Origin of the sequence: Noviherbaspirillum sp. ST9, assembly GCF_048799745.1 — a bacterium.
GTDB lineage: Bacteria > Pseudomonadota > Gammaproteobacteria > Burkholderiales > Burkholderiaceae_D > Noviherbaspirillum.
In genome coordinates this window covers 280,392-294,677 of the sequence record NZ_JBLWFR010000006.1, presented here as the reverse complement: position 1 = coordinate 294,677, position 14,286 = coordinate 280,392, and the positions used below count along the sequence as shown (strand labels likewise).

Genomic DNA, 14,286 nt, shown 5'->3' with positions numbered 1-14,286 from the left:
TTAACTTACATAGTGGAGTAACAAAATGAATGCGAAAAACCTGATTGCCGCCGTTTCCCTGCTCACCGCCGCCGGTTCCGTGCTGGCTGACCAGACCTACCCGTTCGTCGAGCACACCAACGTGGCATCGACCAAGACCCGCGCCGAAGTCGTTGCGGAAACCAGGCCGGCCGTGAACACCGAATTCGTCGAACACAAGAACGTTGCTTCCGGCAAGACCCGCGCTGAAGTGCGCCACGAGCTGGCCCAGTCCGTCGGCAGCAACCCGGAATTCGTCGAACACGTCAACGTTGCTTCGACCCGCACCCGTGAAGAAGTGCGCAACGAAGCGATCCAGGCTGCAAAGGGTACCCAGGTCAAAGGCACAAACTTTGGCGGCTGATGCCCTGATCAGGTCGGCGTACCCCGCCTGACTGTATTTCCGGGAATCGGATCCTTGGGGAGGAACCGGTTCCCGATACGAAGTCTCCTCCAGACTCTCCGAGAGTTGGATTTCACCCGCAGCCGTAACAGGTCTGCGGGTTTTTTTTCGTCAGGCCGACAGTATTTTTCGCGCAGCCTGGTATCCCCACCAGGCCGCTTCCTCGAACACGGAGAATCCGGACAGGTCGGCATGGGCGAAAAGGATGGGGCCGTCGATGTCGCGCAGGGAACGCAGCCCCTGGTTGGAGAGAAAACCCGGCAGCGGCGATGCCATGGCATGCGGGCGCAGGGTAATGTCGACGCGTTCGGCTGACAAGGCAAACGCGTCGCCGTAGGCAACCTTGAGATCGGCACTTGCCTGTTCCAGCAACTCCTCCGGCGTGGCCGTCGCGAGCCACTTGCGTGCGGCTTCCGGTGTCTGTCGGCTCAATGCCATATAGGCGGTGAAGACAGTTTTCTCCGGCGGTGCGACGCGGATGTCCTGATGCGTGGAGACGACGTAACCAAGGCCCTTCCCCTGGTAGATGACGTTATCCCACGACAAGGGCAGGTCGGGCAGCTCGCGTGGGAATCGCTTCATCAGGAAATTGCTGACCATCCAGGGCGCGTAGGCCGGCATGTGCCATTGCGTGTCGAAGCCGTACTCACGCAGGTCGAGCACGCGTGCTGCCGCGAACAAGGGCATGGCGCATATCGCCCGGCGTGCCTTCACGACAAAACTGCGGACCTCTCCGCTAACGAATTCAAAACAGTGCGCTTCGACGCCTCTTCCGGATGGTCCGAGAGACGCGACGGTGCCCGCCCGCCGCCGATGTCCCGCCGACCGGTCCATCAATGATGCAAGCGGATCGAGACCGCCGGGCCAGGTCAGCCATTCGGTGGCGCCAGTGCTTTCCGCCTCTCCACCGCGGCTGCAGAAATAATGCAGTCCCGCCCATGCCGACACCTTGTCGTATCCGGCGCCATAGTCATCCCGGGAACAATAATCGAGGTACCAGTGCAACGTCGGCGAGCGAAAGCGTTCGCGTTCGACCCACTGCCTGAACGTCAATTGGTCCAGTGCCCGCCATTGCGGATCGATGGAGGACGCCGTCATCGGAAAGACGAATGCCCGCCGCCCATCGCTCCCGCGCGCGGTCCGGGCGTGTTCCACGATGCGTGCGAACCGGTCGTGCTCCTCCCGTTCCCATTGCGGCACGCCCTCTCGCGGCAGCAGCCCGTCATGCCAGCGTCCGTCCAACAGCAGGCGCTCCTGCGGCGCATGCAGGAGGAATCGCTCGTCGACATGCGGGCGTTCGGCCGCCGGATTGCCCGTCAGGATGCCAAGATCGTGCAGCAGCTCACGCACATGGAAGGATTCCGCCGACGGCAGCGGCAGGTAATGCGCGCCCGTAGGGAAGGCAAGATCGCCGTGACGGCCTCCGGCCGCGTTGCCGTAAGGCTGCGGTCCGTCGAACACCATGAAGCGGCGGTGCCCCTCGCGGTGAAGTTTCCATGCCGCCATCAGTCCCGCGGCGCCGGATCCGAAGATGGCGACATCGGTGTTGACCTCGTAGGAAGGCGCAGGCAAGTCCTTCCCGTCACGCAGGAAATGTCCCTCGGCACGGCCGGGAGCATGGATGGTGGAAGGGATCTCCTGCAGCTTGCGATACGCTGCGCCCACGCCGAGCAACGCCGCCGCTCCCGCAGCACCGGCCAGCAGGAAGGAGCGCCGGTCCATCAGCGCACCACCCTCCGCCAGTCCTGTTCGAATTCATGCACCAGCGACTGGGTGTTGAGCCGGTTGGGCGGCATGTCGAGCCGCTGCATGTCGGGCGGGAAGGTGAACATTTCCCGCGTCGTTTCGGCATTGAGGTAACGCATCGGCAAGCGGTATTGCGCCGGCGGCTTGAACTGCTGTTGTGGCGAAGCGAGCACGAATCCCCACTCGCCGAAAGACGGCACGTAGAGGTGGTAGGGCCAGGTCCGCAGGCCGGCCTCTCGCAATGTTGCCTCGATGGTCCAGTAGGCGTGCGGTGCGAAGAAGGGCGAGGTCGACTGCACGGCGAGCAATCCATTGGCGGAGAGATGCCGCTTCACCATGCCGTAGAACGGTACCGAATAGAGCTTGCCCAGTGCGAAGCTGGATGGATCGGGAAAGTCGATGACGATGGCATCGAACACGTCTTCGTTTTCCTGCAACCATATCGCGGCGTCGGCATTCACGATCTTCACACGCGGATCGGAAAGCGATGCGTTGTTGAGTTTGACCAGTTCTTCGCGGCGGCCGAAGGCCTGCGTCATGGCAGGATCGAGATCGACCAGGGTGACCTGCCCCACATGCGGATAGCGCAGGATCTCGCGCAGCGCGAGGCCGTCGCCGCCGCCAAGTACGAGTACCGATCGCGCCCACGGCAGCGATTCCATGGCGGGGTGCACCAGCGCTTCGTGATAACGGTATTCGTCGCGCGAGGAAAACTGCAGGTTGCCATTGATGTAGAGCCGCAGGTCGTCCTTCCACTTGGTGATCAGCAGCCGCTGGTAGGGCGTGGTGGTCGAATAGATGACGTTGTCGCCCACCAGCGCATGCTCGCCCCATTGCACCAGTCGATCGGAAGCGGTGAACCCGACCAGCAGCGTGAACATGACGGCACTCGCGCGCAGGATACGTCCGGCGGCATTCGACAGCTCGCTCCGGAAGACATGGATGGTCCAGAAGGCAACGGCGACATTGAGCATGCCGAACAGGAATCCGGTCCTCACCAGTCCGAGATGCGGCGCGAGCACCAGCGGGAACAGCACCGACACCGCGAGCGCACCGAGGTAGTCGAAGGTCAGCACCTTGCTGACCAGTTCGCTGAACGCCGTCTGGCGCGCATTCAATGCAAGCATCACGAGCGGGATTTCCATTCCCACGAAGGCGCCGACCAGGAAGACAAGCACGTACAGCATGCTGCGGAAAGGCGCGCCCATCCAGGAAAAGGTGAGGAACAGCAAGGCCGCGGAGAGCCCGCCCACCAGTCCGACGGCGAGTTCGATATCGACGAAGCGGGAAAGAACGTCTTCGTCCTTTACATACTTCGACAGGTGCGCGCCCACGCCCATGGCGAACAGGTAGCAGCCAATGATGGTGGAAAACTGGAAAACGGAATCGCCAAGCAGGTAGCTCGACAAGGCGCCCGCGATCAGTTCGTACGCCAGCCCGCAGGAGGCAACGATGAAAACGGACAGGATCAGGATGTGCTTGCTCATCGGCCGGTGGGCGTTTCTAAAGCGCTGGACAGCAAAAAATTTTCGATTAGTATAGTGGCAATATGTTGTCAGGCATCCTTGGCCGGGATCGATTGTACGACGCACGCCTTCCTTGCGGACCATGCCGGATGCTCCCTGTCCACCCTGACCGAGAGACCAACTTGCCCGCCTTCGCCAATTACCTCGTCTACCTGCTGCTCTCAGGCGTGCTGCTCGTGTTCTTCTTCGTTGTCTACACGCGCGTAACGCCCTATAACGAAGTGCTCCTGATCCGGCAGGGCAACACGGCCGCGGCGCTCTCGCTGGGCGGGGCGATGCTTGGTTTCTCGCTGACAATTGCTTCCTGCATCATCCACACTTCGCGCCTCACCGAATTCCTCGGCTGGGCTTTCGGCGCGCTGGTCGTGCAGTTGCTCGCCTACATGGTAACGACGAAGTGCATGTCGATGTCGAAGGAACATATCGAATCGGGCAATGTCGCTTTCGGCGGCATCCTCGGGGCCATCGCCCTCTCTGTCGGCGCGATCAACGCCGCCTGCATCTCCTGAAACGAAAGGAAACCATGAGCCTTTTCTCCTTTATCAAGAAGCAGTTCATCGACGTCCTGCAATGGAACGAGGACACCGAAGGCGTGCTCGCCTGGCGCTTTCCGATGGAAGGTTTCGAAATCCAGAACGGCGCCGCGCTCACCGTGCGCGAGTCGCAGGTCGCCGTGTTCGTCAACGAAGGCCAGATCGCCGATGTGTTCGGCCCCGGCAACTACAAGTTGACCACCGCCACGCTGCCGGTGCTGACCTACCTCAAGAACTGGGACAAGCTGTTCGAGTCGCCTTTCAAGTCGGACGTCTACTTCTTCAGCACGCGCGTGCAGACCGGACGCAAGTGGGGCACGCCGCAGCCGATCACGATCCGCGACAAGGATTTCGACATGATCCGGTTGCGCGCCTTCGGCATGTTTTCGTACCGCGTCGCGGACCCGAAGGTTTTTTTCACCGAGCTGAGCGGCACGCGCGAGGTCTACACCCGCGACGACGTGGAAGCGCAGCTGCAGGGCATCATGCTGTCGTCCATGGCGACCTCGATCGGGGCGTCGCAGATTCCCTTCCTCGACATGGCGGCCAACCAGGCATTGATGGCCCAGCAGGTAAAGGGCGACCTTGCCACCGCGTTCGCGCGCTATGGCCTCGGTCTGGATGAATTCAATGTCGGCAGCGTGAGCCTGCCCGATGAACTGCAACAGGCGCTCGACGCGCGTATCGGCGCCGGCATGAAGGGCGGCCTCGGCGCCGGCAAGCTCGAAGGCTACACACGCTTCCAGACGGCGGAGGCTATTCCGCTTGCCGCACAGAACGAAGGCGGTCTTGCCGGGCTGGGTGCCGGACTGTCGGCCGGCATGGCGGTGGGCCAGGCGATGACGCAGGGGCTGGGCGGAGCGCCAGCGGCAGCGCCTGCGGCAGCCACGCCTGTGGCGCCTGCCGCGCCCGCCGAAGATGCGCCGGAGGTGCGCCTCGAAAAGCTCAAGACCATGCTCGACAAGGGCCTGATCTCGCAGGGCGATTACGACGATGCGAAAGCGAAAATCCTGCAGAAGCTGATCGGATAAACGCCAGATGCAGAATGTCTCCTGCCCGAGCTGCGGCGCGAATGTGCAGTTCAAGTCGCATGCCTCGGTCATGGCGGTGTGCGCGTACTGCAAATCGACCGTCCTGAAGGATGCGGATGCGGTCAAGGACGCGGGGCGCATGTCGGATGTGCTCGACGATTATTCGCCGATCCAGGTCGGCACGTCAGGCCGTTTCGGCAGCCAGGGCTTCACCGTCATCGGACGCATCCAGCTGCGCTACGACGCCGGGCTGTGGAACGAGTGGTATGTCCTCTTCGACGATGGCAATCCCGGATGGCTGTCCGATGCGTCGGGGCAGTACACACTGACCTTCGAAAAAGCCGATGCGGCATCGCAGATCGCATTCCAGGACATCCGTGCCGGCTCGCTCTACAGCATCCTCAACGAAAACTGGATCGCCTCGGATGTTCGCATTGCGCAATGCACCGGCGGCCAGGGCGAGCTGCCGTTCCGGGTCGGTGAGGGCTGGGTGGCGAAGGTTGCCGACTTCCGCCGTGGCGCCAAGTTCGTCACGCTCGATTATTCCGAATCGGACCGGCCGCGTATCTACGCAGGCCAGGCGGCCACGCTCGACCAGCTCAAGTGCCAGTTCCTGCGTGACGAGGGCACGATCCGCGACAGCGCGGGCAAGATCCGCGGACGCGTGGAGCGTCTCGGCTGCCCGTCGTGCGGCAGCAACGTGAGTTTCGTCCCGGGCGCAACCAGCCAGATCGTTTGCCCGAGCTGCCGCGCCGAGGTGGACGTGTCCACCCGCACCGCTGTCGTCCTCGAGGCGGCAACACGCATGAAGGCAGTCAAGACATCGGTCGAACTGGGCGCGAAGGCGACGATCAGCGGCGCCCAATATGAAGTCATCGGCGTGATGAAACGGCGCGATGAAGACGACAGCGTGTGGACGGAATACCTGCTGTACAGTCCGCGCGCCGGGTTCACCTGGCTGGTGGAAACCGACGAGGGCTGGTTTCACGCGACGGTGCTGGACGAATGGCCGGAATGGAACCGCGGCGACACGGCGAAGCTTGGCGCGCAGACCTACCGCAAGCAAGTCGACTACAACGCGACGGTGGACTTCGCCGCAGGAGCTTTCAACTGGCGCGTCCATGTCGGCGACACGACGCGGGTCATTGAATTCGCCCTCGGCAAGAAGAGCCTGTCCGCCGAACTGAGCGCCAATGAACTGACCTGGTCGCAATCCACGCCCGTGCCGGCGGACCAGATGCGCGCGTGGTTCGGCCTGGAGATCAAGGCCGCCGCGCTGCCGCCGAAGACTTCACTCCTGTCGGTGGCGAAATTCTTCGTGATCGCCATCCTCGTCGTCAATGCCATTCCGCTGCTGCTTGAGTTCGGCAGGACATGGGAATATGTGCTGTTTGCCTGTGGCGCCATCTATGTGCCGGCGTGGGCCATGAACCTGACAGGTGGCGGTGAGTCATGAACGGCAAGTTCATCCTCTATGCGCTGCTCGTCTCCCTCGTGTGCACCATGCTCAGCTGGGGCGAACTGACGGACGGATCCGGCGGCTCCACCCGCTCGGGCTCGGGCAGCACCTGGAGCTCCAATTCCGGAGGTGGCTGGGGCGGCGGTGGAGGGCACAAATGAACAGGTCGGTGCATCATTCGTCGGGCACGCATCTGCTGGCCGACTTGCACGAAGCGAATCGCGACGCGCTGGCGGATCCGTCCTTCATCGAGGGCCTGCTCAAGCGCGCGGCGCTGGCCGCGGGGGCGCACATCGTCTACAGCCACTTCCATCCTTTCGGCCCCGGCCTCGGCGTGACTGGCGTCGTGCTGCTGGCCGAATCGCATATTTCCATCCACACCTGGCCGGAAACCGGCTTTGCCGCCGTCGACATTTTCATGTGCGGCAAAGCGGTGCCCGGCCGCGCGCTCGCATGCATCCGCGATGGCCTGGCGCCGACGGCGGTCGACGTGCGCGACATCCCCCGGGGACATGGCCCCTCATGTGACCCAAAATGAAAATCCAGATTGCATCCGACCTCCACCTCAACCTGCTGCAGGAACGCTTTCCCGGTTTCCGCGCGGTCGAACCTGCGGCCGATGCCGAGGTCCTCGTCATCGCTGGCGACATTCACCATGGGACGGGTGCGGTCGACCTGTTTTCCGACTGGCCGGTACCGGTGGTCTACGTGCAGGGCAATCATGAAGCGTATGGCGCGGCCCTGGATGAAACGGTGCAATCCCTGCGTGCCGCTGCCGGCGGCAATGTGCACTACCTTGAGAATGATGTAGTTGTGTTCAACGGCGTACGCTTCCTCGGATGCTGCCTGTGGACCGATTACCAGCTGTTTCCGGACAAGCAACAGGCGGCCATGCAGGAATGTGAGGCGCGATTGCTCGACCATCGTGCCATTCGCATGGCGAACGGGCTGTTTACCGCCGAAGACGCGCGCCAGCTGCATCTGGCCTCCCGCGCCTGGCTGGCGGCGAAGCTGGACGAAACCTTTGACGGCCCGACCGTCGTCGTCACCCACCACAGTCCGCATCCGGGTTCCATTCATCCACGCTATGACGGCCAGCTGCTGAACGCCGGCTTCATCAGCGATCTCACGCCCTTGCTCGGGAAATCCGCGCTCTGGATTCACGGGCATGTGCATGACAGTTTTGACTACACGGTGAACGGAACGCGCGTCGTGACCAATCCGCGCGGCTATGCCCTCAACCGGCGCGCCGCCGCCACGCTCGAACAAATCCAGTGGGAAAATCCGGCATTCCAGCCGGCATTGTTACTGGAAATCTGACTCCGTCCGCGCACTTCCTGTTACGCTGTCGATGCAGCCTGCGCGGCAAGATGCAATAATTGCCGCAAGGCAGGGCAACACGACTGCACCGAAACTGATCAGGATCCGGGAATGGATAAAGAGGTTCTGGCACCCCTCACGCCAATGAGAGAGGCAGAGACAGCGGCAGCGACAAGCACAGCCGCGCCTGCCGACGCCTCGGACGCCCTGCGCGCCAGCGAGGAAAAATACCGCGGCATCCTGGAAACCATCCAGGATGCCTATTACGAAGTCGACCTCACCGGCACCATGGTGATGTGCAACAGCGCATTCTGCCGCATGCTCGGCTACACCCGTGAGGAAGTGCTGGGGCGAAACAACCGCACGTTGCAGCCGCCCGAAATCCAACCCCGCACCTTCGAAGTCTTCAACAAGGTCTATCGCACCGGCGTCCCCGAGGGTTTCGACTGGCAAATGCTGCGCAAGGATGGCTCGACCGTGACCGGTGAAGGTTCGGTGCAGCTGGTGCGCGACAGCAAGGGGGAACCGGTCGGCTTCTGCGGCATCCTGCGCGACGTGACCGAACGGCGTCGCGTGGAGCAGGCGCTGCGTGAAAGCGAGGCACGCTTCCGCTCACTGACCAACCTCACCTCGGACTGGTACTGGGAGCAGGATGCGGAGATCCGGTTCACGCGCATGGAAAGCCGCGACGCGAATTCCGATGCGGTCCGCGATTTCTTCCTCCGCAGGACACCATGGGAAACCGGCCTGCGCGTCGACCTTGCGCGCGGATGGGATGCCTTCCGCGACATGATGGTGGACCGTCGTCCGTTTCGCGACATCGTCTTCCACCGCACGCTGGAGGGTGGCAGTCCGTATTACGTGAGTGTGAGCGGCGAGCCGATCTTCGACAGCCACGGCAGGTTTACCGGCTACCGGGGCGTGGCGCGCGAAATCACCGACAGCAAGCTCGCCGAAGAGCGCATCCAGTACCTGGCCACGCACGACGGCCTGACGGGACTGCCGAACCGGGTGATGTTCAGCGAAATGCTGGCGTCCGCCATCCGCGCCGCGCGGCGGTACAACCGCAGCTTTGCAGTCCTGTTCATCGATCTCGACCGCTTCAAGTACATCAACGACACGCTTGGCCACCACGTCGGCGACACCCTGCTCAAGGAGGTCGCGACCCGCTTCAAGTCCTCCCTGCGCGCCAGCGACACGATTGCGCGCCTCGGCGGCGACGAATTCGTGGCCCTGATCCACGAGACGGCCGAGCCGGATTCGGTCGCCAAGGCAGCAGGCAAGCTCCTCGACGCCGCAGCGCGGCCCTTCGTGCTGATGGGCCGCGAGTGCCGCGTCAGCGCCAGCATCGGCATCGCGATGTATCCGCGCGACGGCGACGACGAACAGACGCTGATGAAGAATGCCGACATCGCGATGTACTTCGCGAAGGAAGAGGGCAAGAACAATTACCAGTTCTACGCGCGCGAAATTACCACGCAGTCGCTGGAGCGGCTGACGCTGGAGACCAACCTGCGCCGCGCACTGGAGCGCAATGAATTCTGCCTGCACTACCAGGCCAAGCGCGACCTGGCGACCGGCACGGTGACCGGAGTCGAGGCGCTGCTGCGCTGGAACAATGAAGAACTGGGCAACGTGCCGCCCTCGCAATTCATCCCGCTGGCCGAGGAAATCGGCGCCATCGTCCCGATCGGCAAATGGGCGCTGCGGACGGCCTGCGCGCAGAACATGGCCTGGCAGCGCGACGGCCTGCCGCCGATCTGCATGGCGGTCAACCTGTCGGTGCGCCAGTTTGCCGACGAACACCTGATCGAGGACATTGCGGCCATCCTGCGCGAAACCGGCATGCCGCCGGGCCAGCTGGAACTGGAGATCACCGAAGGCATGGTGGTGCACGATCCGGAACACGCGCAGAACCTGCTCAACGAAATCAAGCGCATGGGCATCCGCCTCGCCATCGACGATTTCGGCGCGGGCTATTCCGCGCTTGGCCAGCTCAAGTACTTCCCGATCGACACGCTGAAGGTGGACCGCTCGTTCATCAAGGACGTGGTCGACAACCCGGGCGACAAGGCCATCACCGAAGCGATCATCTCCATGGGCAAGACGCTGAAACTGACCGTGATTGCCGAAGGCGTCGAGACCACGGAACAGGAAAACTTCCTGAAGGACCAGGCCTGCGACCAGATGCAGGGGTTCCTGTTCAGCAAGCCAATGCCGCCGGAGGACGTCGCTGCGCTGTTGTGGACGCAGTCGGTCACGCAAGGGAAGGAGTAAGCGCATGCCGGACCTCGATGCGATCCGCCGGCAACTGCTCGCCTTCCGTGACGAACGCGACTGGAAGCAGTTCCATACGCTGAAGAACCTGATCGTCTCGCTGAACTTGGAATCGGCCGAGCTGCTGGAGCTGACGCAGTGGAAGACCGATGCGCAGCTCGATGCGGCGAAGGGCGATCCGGCCTTCCGCGAGGCGTTGCGCGACGAATGCGCGGATGTGCTGCTGTACCTGCTGCTGGTGGCGGACGACGCCGGTATCGACCTGCTGGAGGCGGCGCAGGCAAAGATTGCCAAGAATGCAGCGCGATATCCGGTGGAGCAGGCGTTCGGGTCGGCGAAGAAGTACACCGAGCTGAAGGACACAGCGCGGAAGAAGGCTCGGGAGTAGCCGCCGCACGCATGCGGGCTTGCCGCTCGCACATCATCTTCCTCCCCCCGTCATCCCCGCGAAGGCGGGGACCCATAGTGAGCGTGCTCGAATTTACTCAGCATGGATTCCCGCCTTCGCGGAAATGACGGGGAAAGGGAGGCGGCAAGAAAGCAGCCTTGTCCCGCTGTCATCCTCACAACACTCCTTATTTAGCCTCCATTTCCACCGGGAACTATCATTCCCCCCGGCATGTCTGTTCTTGTTCCGCGGCAACTTTCCGGACCAAGAACCCATGCCACACATGAAGTCAAAACCCCACCACCGCACCCTGCTTCCCCTCGCAGCCCTGCAAGGCGCCGTCGGCAGTTTCGGCGGCTTCATCGGCTTTTTCGTCATCGGCGCGCACGACCTGCACGCGCTGTTCCGTTATACGGCGTGCATGCTGACCGCCGCGATGGCGTCGACTTTTGTTGCCTACCTGATCAGCCCGCGCCTGCGCCTCGGCGGCGCCGCGCTGGTACGGCTCGGCCTGCTGCTGCCGGGCATTCTCCTGCTGGTGGCCGACGGCTCGGTTGCCTTGACGGCAATCGCCTTCGGCTCCTACCTCGGTGTCACATGGACAGGAAGGCATGCGCTGGAAATGTCCCTGCTCGCCGATGCCGACCGGGATTCCTATGCCGCCCGCTCCGGCACGGCTACGATCGTCCTCAGCTTCAGCGCGACGCTGGCGTCGACCCTGCTGCTGGCATCCTTCAGCGAGCAGAGCCGTTACGTGTACTGGCTGTACGGCGCGCTGTGCCTCTTCGGCGCACTCTTCCTCGGCAAGGCGATCCCGCAGACAAAACCGGTGTCATTGAAGGCGCCGCTCGCCGTCATCCGGCAGCCGCGCTTCATCGCTTGCATGCCGATCTTCTTCCTCGAATCCGGCCTGTTCGGCATCAGCCAGGCGATGTCCGCCACCGGTGCATCCAACGCGCTCGGCGTGGCCAGCCATTACGGATGGGTATCGACTGTGGCGGGACTGGCGGGCGGCATTGCGCTCTATGTCACGCGCAAGAAACGCAACAAGGACAACCGCGCGCACTGGTTCGGCGGTGCCTGCCTCGTCATGTCGGCGTCCTGGATGCTGCTCGGTGCGAGCGCCTGGATACCGGTGCTGTACATCGTCCATTCGATGATGCGCGCCGCGGGGTCGCCCTTCCTCGCGGCGAGCCAGCAGGTGCTCAACCAGTGTACCCTCGACATCCGCGGCGAACTCGCGGACCGCATCTTCGCGCGCGAACTCGTACTGTGGGTGCTGCGCATGGCTGCGCTCTGCCTGTTCTGGGCGCTTGCCATGGTGCTCACGCCGATGCACCTGTTCCTTACCGGAGCCGCCTTCCTCGCGACAGCGATGGCGACCGAATATGTGATCGGGCGCTCGCTCTTCTGGAGCAGCGCCGCGCACGCCCAACAAGCTGCCTAGTCCCATTAACCTCCGCCGCTTTTGATAAAAATCAGAAGCGGCGGCAGTCTCTTCCCGCACGCTTCGTCTCGCGCATTCCTCCCGGCGCATCGGGAAAAAATTCCTCTGCGGACACACTTTTTTTCGTGACTTCCGATGTCACGAGTTTGGCTCCGCAGGCCAACGCGCCACCCCTCGTCCTCCGCGAATCTTGTCTTAATCTAAACACACTCCATCGTCCTGCTGGAGTCCGTATCGAGGAGACGCGCCGACCGCATCCGCCGGCGCCAAGACAAACGAAAAGGCCGCAAAGGCCCGAGGATCAAGGCATGAAAGACAAGTACAAGCTGGTAGGCCCGATCTACGATTGGCTGAGCGATTTCTACAGCGGCAAATCGATCCACCACTGCAAGGTGGCGATGCTGGACAAGCTCAAGCCCGGCGACAAGGTGCTGTTCGCCGGCGTCGGCCATGGCAAGGATGCTGTCTACGCGGCCCGCCTCGGCGCCGACGTCACCGTGGTCGACCTGTCGGAAACCATGCTGAAGAACTTCCAGCGCAACCTGGACAAGGAAGGCATCAAGGTCCGCATCCGCCAGCTGCACAGCGACATCATGAAGGTCCGCGAGATCGAGAAGTACGACATGGTGGTCGCCAACTTCTTCCTCAACGTCTTCGACGAAGAGATGATGCATCGCGTGCTGGAACACCTGATCCGCCTCGGCAAGCCGGGTGCACATGTCGTCGTGGGCGACTTCGCCTACCCCACCGGGAACATCCTTTCGCGCCTTATGAAGAAAGCCTACTGGTACGGCGCCGTGCTGTTCTTCTGGGCATTTGCCGGCAATGCCGTGCACAAGATCTACAACTACCCCGAATCCATGCAGAAGCTCGGGCTGCAAGTCCGGGAAAAGAAGCATTACCGGCTGATGCTGCTGAACTGCTATTGGTCGGTGCTGGGGACGAAGCCGGCGAACCGCTAAGGATCCGCCTCCTTCCCCTTCAAGGAGAAGGTCGGGATGGGGATGGGTTTCTTCCGCAAAAGCACCTCCCCCATCCCCACCCTAACCCTCCCCTTGAAGGGGAGGGAATGCCCGCTCTTCGCTTCATTTCCCATCGCCCAGGGAGGCTGTTTTGCAAGAACAAGCACAAGTGCAAGTCATCACGCTGGACCGCCCGCTCATCGCGGACGTCACCCATCTCGACATGGCCAGGCGCGTCGCCTGCCTGAAGCAGTTCGGCTCGCATTCGATGGCGTTCTCGACGCTGCAGCCCGATATGTCCTACTTCGACATGCCCGGCGTCGGCTACATCGCCTATGCCTCGCACTGGGGCATGCGCTTCGCGCTCGCCGATCCGGTTTGCCATCCGCAGCACCGCGCGCTGATGCTCGACCGCTTCATCGAAAAATACCCGAACGCGGTCTTCGTACAGGTGACCAAGCCCGTGGTTGACCACCTGCACAGCCATTACGACTACTACGGCACGCAGTTCGGCAGCGAGTCGAAGATCGACCTTGCAACCTGGTCCTTGCGCGGCGCGAAGAAACAGATCATCCGCACTGCGATCAACCAGGCGCGCAACCAGGGCATCGAGATCCGCGAGTCGGGATTCAACCAGGATGTGAAGAAAATTTCCGAGGCCTGGATCCAGACGCGCCGCTGCAAGAACAACGAAATCCGCTTCCTGATCCGGCCGATGCTCATCGATTACCGCGAGGGCACGCGCTACTTCTATGCCTACCTCAACGGCGAGGCGGTCGGCTTCATCTTCTTCGACCCGGTGTACGCGAACAACAAGCTCATCGGCTACGTGCCCAACATCTCGCGCTCGTCGGCGAACTTCAAGCAAGGCCTGTGGTACGCGCTGATGGCGCACGCGATGGACGTGTTCAAGGCGGAAGGCGTGGAATACCTCGACCTCGGCCTGGTGCCGCTGATGATGGCCAAGGAAGTCGAACCCCAGGAGTCGCGCCTGCTGCGCATGACCATGTCCGTCATCCGCGAGCGCATGGATTTTCTCTACAACTTCAAAGGACTGGAATTCGCGAAGTCGCGCTTCCAGGGACGGGTGGAGAAGACCTATTGCTGCCACCGCAACGCCATGCCCGGCATCGCCATGACGGCGATGTTCCGCCTGACCCGCATTATCTGAACCCC

The 14,286-nt window shown here is 62.5% G+C and carries 14 protein-coding genes; 12 read left to right on the top strand and 2 right to left on the bottom strand.

Annotation, left to right across the window (positions count from 1 at the left end; all coding sequences use genetic code 11):
• The first annotated feature begins 25 nt into the window (after positions 1 to 25).
• Complete coding sequence (locus ACNOHI_RS15715; RefSeq protein ID WP_420475622.1) at positions 26 to 382, top strand: DUF4148 domain-containing protein; 357 nt, start codon at positions 26 to 28, stop codon at positions 380 to 382.
• A gap of 150 nt (positions 383 to 532) precedes the next feature.
• Here the strand turns inward: ACNOHI_RS15715 and ACNOHI_RS15710 are convergent, their stop codons facing one another.
• Together ACNOHI_RS15710 and ACNOHI_RS15705 are read right to left on the bottom strand one after the other, a co-directional pair.
• Complete coding sequence (locus ACNOHI_RS15710) at positions 533 to 2,143, bottom strand: FAD-dependent oxidoreductase (RefSeq protein ID WP_420475621.1); 1,611 nt, start codon at positions 2,141 to 2,143, stop codon at positions 533 to 535.
• Entirely contained in the window at positions 2,143 to 3,654 is a 1,512-nt protein-coding gene (locus ACNOHI_RS15705) for a polyamine aminopropyltransferase (RefSeq protein ID WP_420475620.1), read from the bottom strand. The genes ACNOHI_RS15710 and ACNOHI_RS15705 overlap by 1 nt, the downstream gene beginning before the upstream one ends.
• Positions 3,655 to 3,815: 161 nt before the next feature.
• Between ACNOHI_RS15705 and ACNOHI_RS15700 the strand changes: the two genes are divergently transcribed.
• The 11 genes from ACNOHI_RS15700 (at position 3,816) to ACNOHI_RS15650 (ending at position 14,281) form a co-directional block, all read left to right on the top strand.
• Positions 3,816 to 4,202 carry a DUF350 domain-containing protein gene (locus ACNOHI_RS15700; protein WP_420475619.1) on the top strand — a complete coding sequence of 129 codons (387 nt, stop codon included), beginning with the start codon at positions 3,816 to 3,818 and terminating at the stop codon, positions 4,200 to 4,202.
• A gap of 14 nt (positions 4,203 to 4,216) precedes the next feature.
• Positions 4,217 to 5,257 carry an SPFH domain-containing protein gene (locus tag ACNOHI_RS15695; protein WP_420475618.1) on the top strand — a complete coding sequence of 347 codons (1,041 nt, stop codon included), beginning with the start codon at positions 4,217 to 4,219 and terminating at the stop codon, positions 5,255 to 5,257.
• 7 nt (positions 5,258 to 5,264) lie between these two features.
• Positions 5,265 to 6,713, top strand: coding sequence for a DUF4178 domain-containing protein (locus tag ACNOHI_RS15690; RefSeq protein ID WP_420475617.1), 1,449 nt, complete (start codon positions 5,265 to 5,267; stop codon positions 6,711 to 6,713).
• Positions 6,710 to 6,877, top strand: a complete 168-nt coding sequence (locus ACNOHI_RS15685; protein WP_420475616.1) for a hypothetical protein — start codon at positions 6,710 to 6,712, stop codon at positions 6,875 to 6,877. The genes ACNOHI_RS15690 and ACNOHI_RS15685 overlap by 4 nt, the downstream gene beginning before the upstream one ends.
• On the top strand, positions 6,874 to 7,254 hold the full coding sequence (gene speD, locus ACNOHI_RS15680) for an adenosylmethionine decarboxylase (protein ID WP_420475615.1): 381 nt from the start codon (positions 6,874 to 6,876) through the stop codon (positions 7,252 to 7,254). Before ACNOHI_RS15685 ends, speD begins: the two co-directional genes overlap by 4 nt.
• The gene (locus tag ACNOHI_RS15675; protein ID WP_420475614.1) at positions 7,251 to 8,036 is read left to right on the top strand and encodes a metallophosphoesterase; all 786 of its coding nucleotides are present in this window, start codon (positions 7,251 to 7,253) and stop codon (positions 8,034 to 8,036) included. The genes speD and ACNOHI_RS15675 overlap by 4 nt, the downstream gene beginning before the upstream one ends.
• Positions 8,037 to 8,147: 111 nt before the next feature.
• On the top strand, positions 8,148 to 10,313 hold the full coding sequence (locus ACNOHI_RS15670) for an EAL domain-containing protein (protein ID WP_420475613.1): 2,166 nt from the start codon (positions 8,148 to 8,150) through the stop codon (positions 10,311 to 10,313).
• Between the two features lie 4 nt (positions 10,314 to 10,317).
• Complete coding sequence (locus tag ACNOHI_RS15665) at positions 10,318 to 10,701, top strand: nucleotide pyrophosphohydrolase (RefSeq protein WP_420475612.1); 384 nt, start codon at positions 10,318 to 10,320, stop codon at positions 10,699 to 10,701.
• Positions 10,702 to 10,984: 283 nt separating this feature from the next.
• Complete coding sequence (locus ACNOHI_RS15660) at positions 10,985 to 12,148, top strand: hypothetical protein (protein ID WP_420475611.1); 1,164 nt, start codon at positions 10,985 to 10,987, stop codon at positions 12,146 to 12,148.
• Positions 12,149 to 12,456: 308 nt separating this feature from the next.
• Positions 12,457 to 13,110, top strand: coding sequence for a class I SAM-dependent methyltransferase (locus ACNOHI_RS15655; RefSeq protein ID WP_420475610.1), 654 nt, complete (start codon positions 12,457 to 12,459; stop codon positions 13,108 to 13,110).
• Positions 13,111 to 13,261: 151 nt separating this feature from the next.
• Positions 13,262 to 14,281 (top strand): DUF2156 domain-containing protein, encoded by a 1,020-nt coding sequence (locus ACNOHI_RS15650; protein ID WP_420475609.1) that lies wholly within the window; start codon positions 13,262 to 13,264, stop codon positions 14,279 to 14,281.
• Positions 14,282 to 14,286: the final 5 nt, after the last annotated feature.

Bases quoted from the DNA above. Each gene is read 5' to 3' on its own strand.
- ACNOHI_RS15715 (WP_420475622.1), top strand. From the start codon at position 26: ATGAATGCGAAAAACCTGATTGCCGCCGTTTCCCTGCTCACCGCCGCC.
- ACNOHI_RS15710 (WP_420475621.1), bottom strand. From the start codon at position 2,143: ATGGACCGGCGCTCCTTCCTGCTGGCCGGTGCTGCGGGAGCGGCGGCG.
- ACNOHI_RS15705 (WP_420475620.1), bottom strand. From the start codon at position 3,654: ATGAGCAAGCACATCCTGATCCTGTCCGTTTTCATCGTTGCCTCCTGC.
- ACNOHI_RS15695 (WP_420475618.1), top strand. From the start codon at position 4,217: ATGAGCCTTTTCTCCTTTATCAAGAAGCAGTTCATCGACGTCCTGCAA.
- ACNOHI_RS15690 (WP_420475617.1), top strand. From the start codon at position 5,265: ATGCAGAATGTCTCCTGCCCGAGCTGCGGCGCGAATGTGCAGTTCAAG.
- ACNOHI_RS15685 (WP_420475616.1), top strand. From the start codon at position 6,710: ATGAACGGCAAGTTCATCCTCTATGCGCTGCTCGTCTCCCTCGTGTGC.
- speD (WP_420475615.1), top strand. From the start codon at position 6,874: ATGAACAGGTCGGTGCATCATTCGTCGGGCACGCATCTGCTGGCCGAC.
- ACNOHI_RS15675 (WP_420475614.1), top strand. From the start codon at position 7,251: ATGAAAATCCAGATTGCATCCGACCTCCACCTCAACCTGCTGCAGGAA.
- ACNOHI_RS15670 (WP_420475613.1), top strand. From the start codon at position 8,148: ATGGATAAAGAGGTTCTGGCACCCCTCACGCCAATGAGAGAGGCAGAG.
- ACNOHI_RS15665 (WP_420475612.1), top strand. From the start codon at position 10,318: ATGCCGGACCTCGATGCGATCCGCCGGCAACTGCTCGCCTTCCGTGAC.
- ACNOHI_RS15660 (WP_420475611.1), top strand. From the start codon at position 10,985: ATGAAGTCAAAACCCCACCACCGCACCCTGCTTCCCCTCGCAGCCCTG.
- ACNOHI_RS15655 (WP_420475610.1), top strand. From the start codon at position 12,457: ATGAAAGACAAGTACAAGCTGGTAGGCCCGATCTACGATTGGCTGAGC.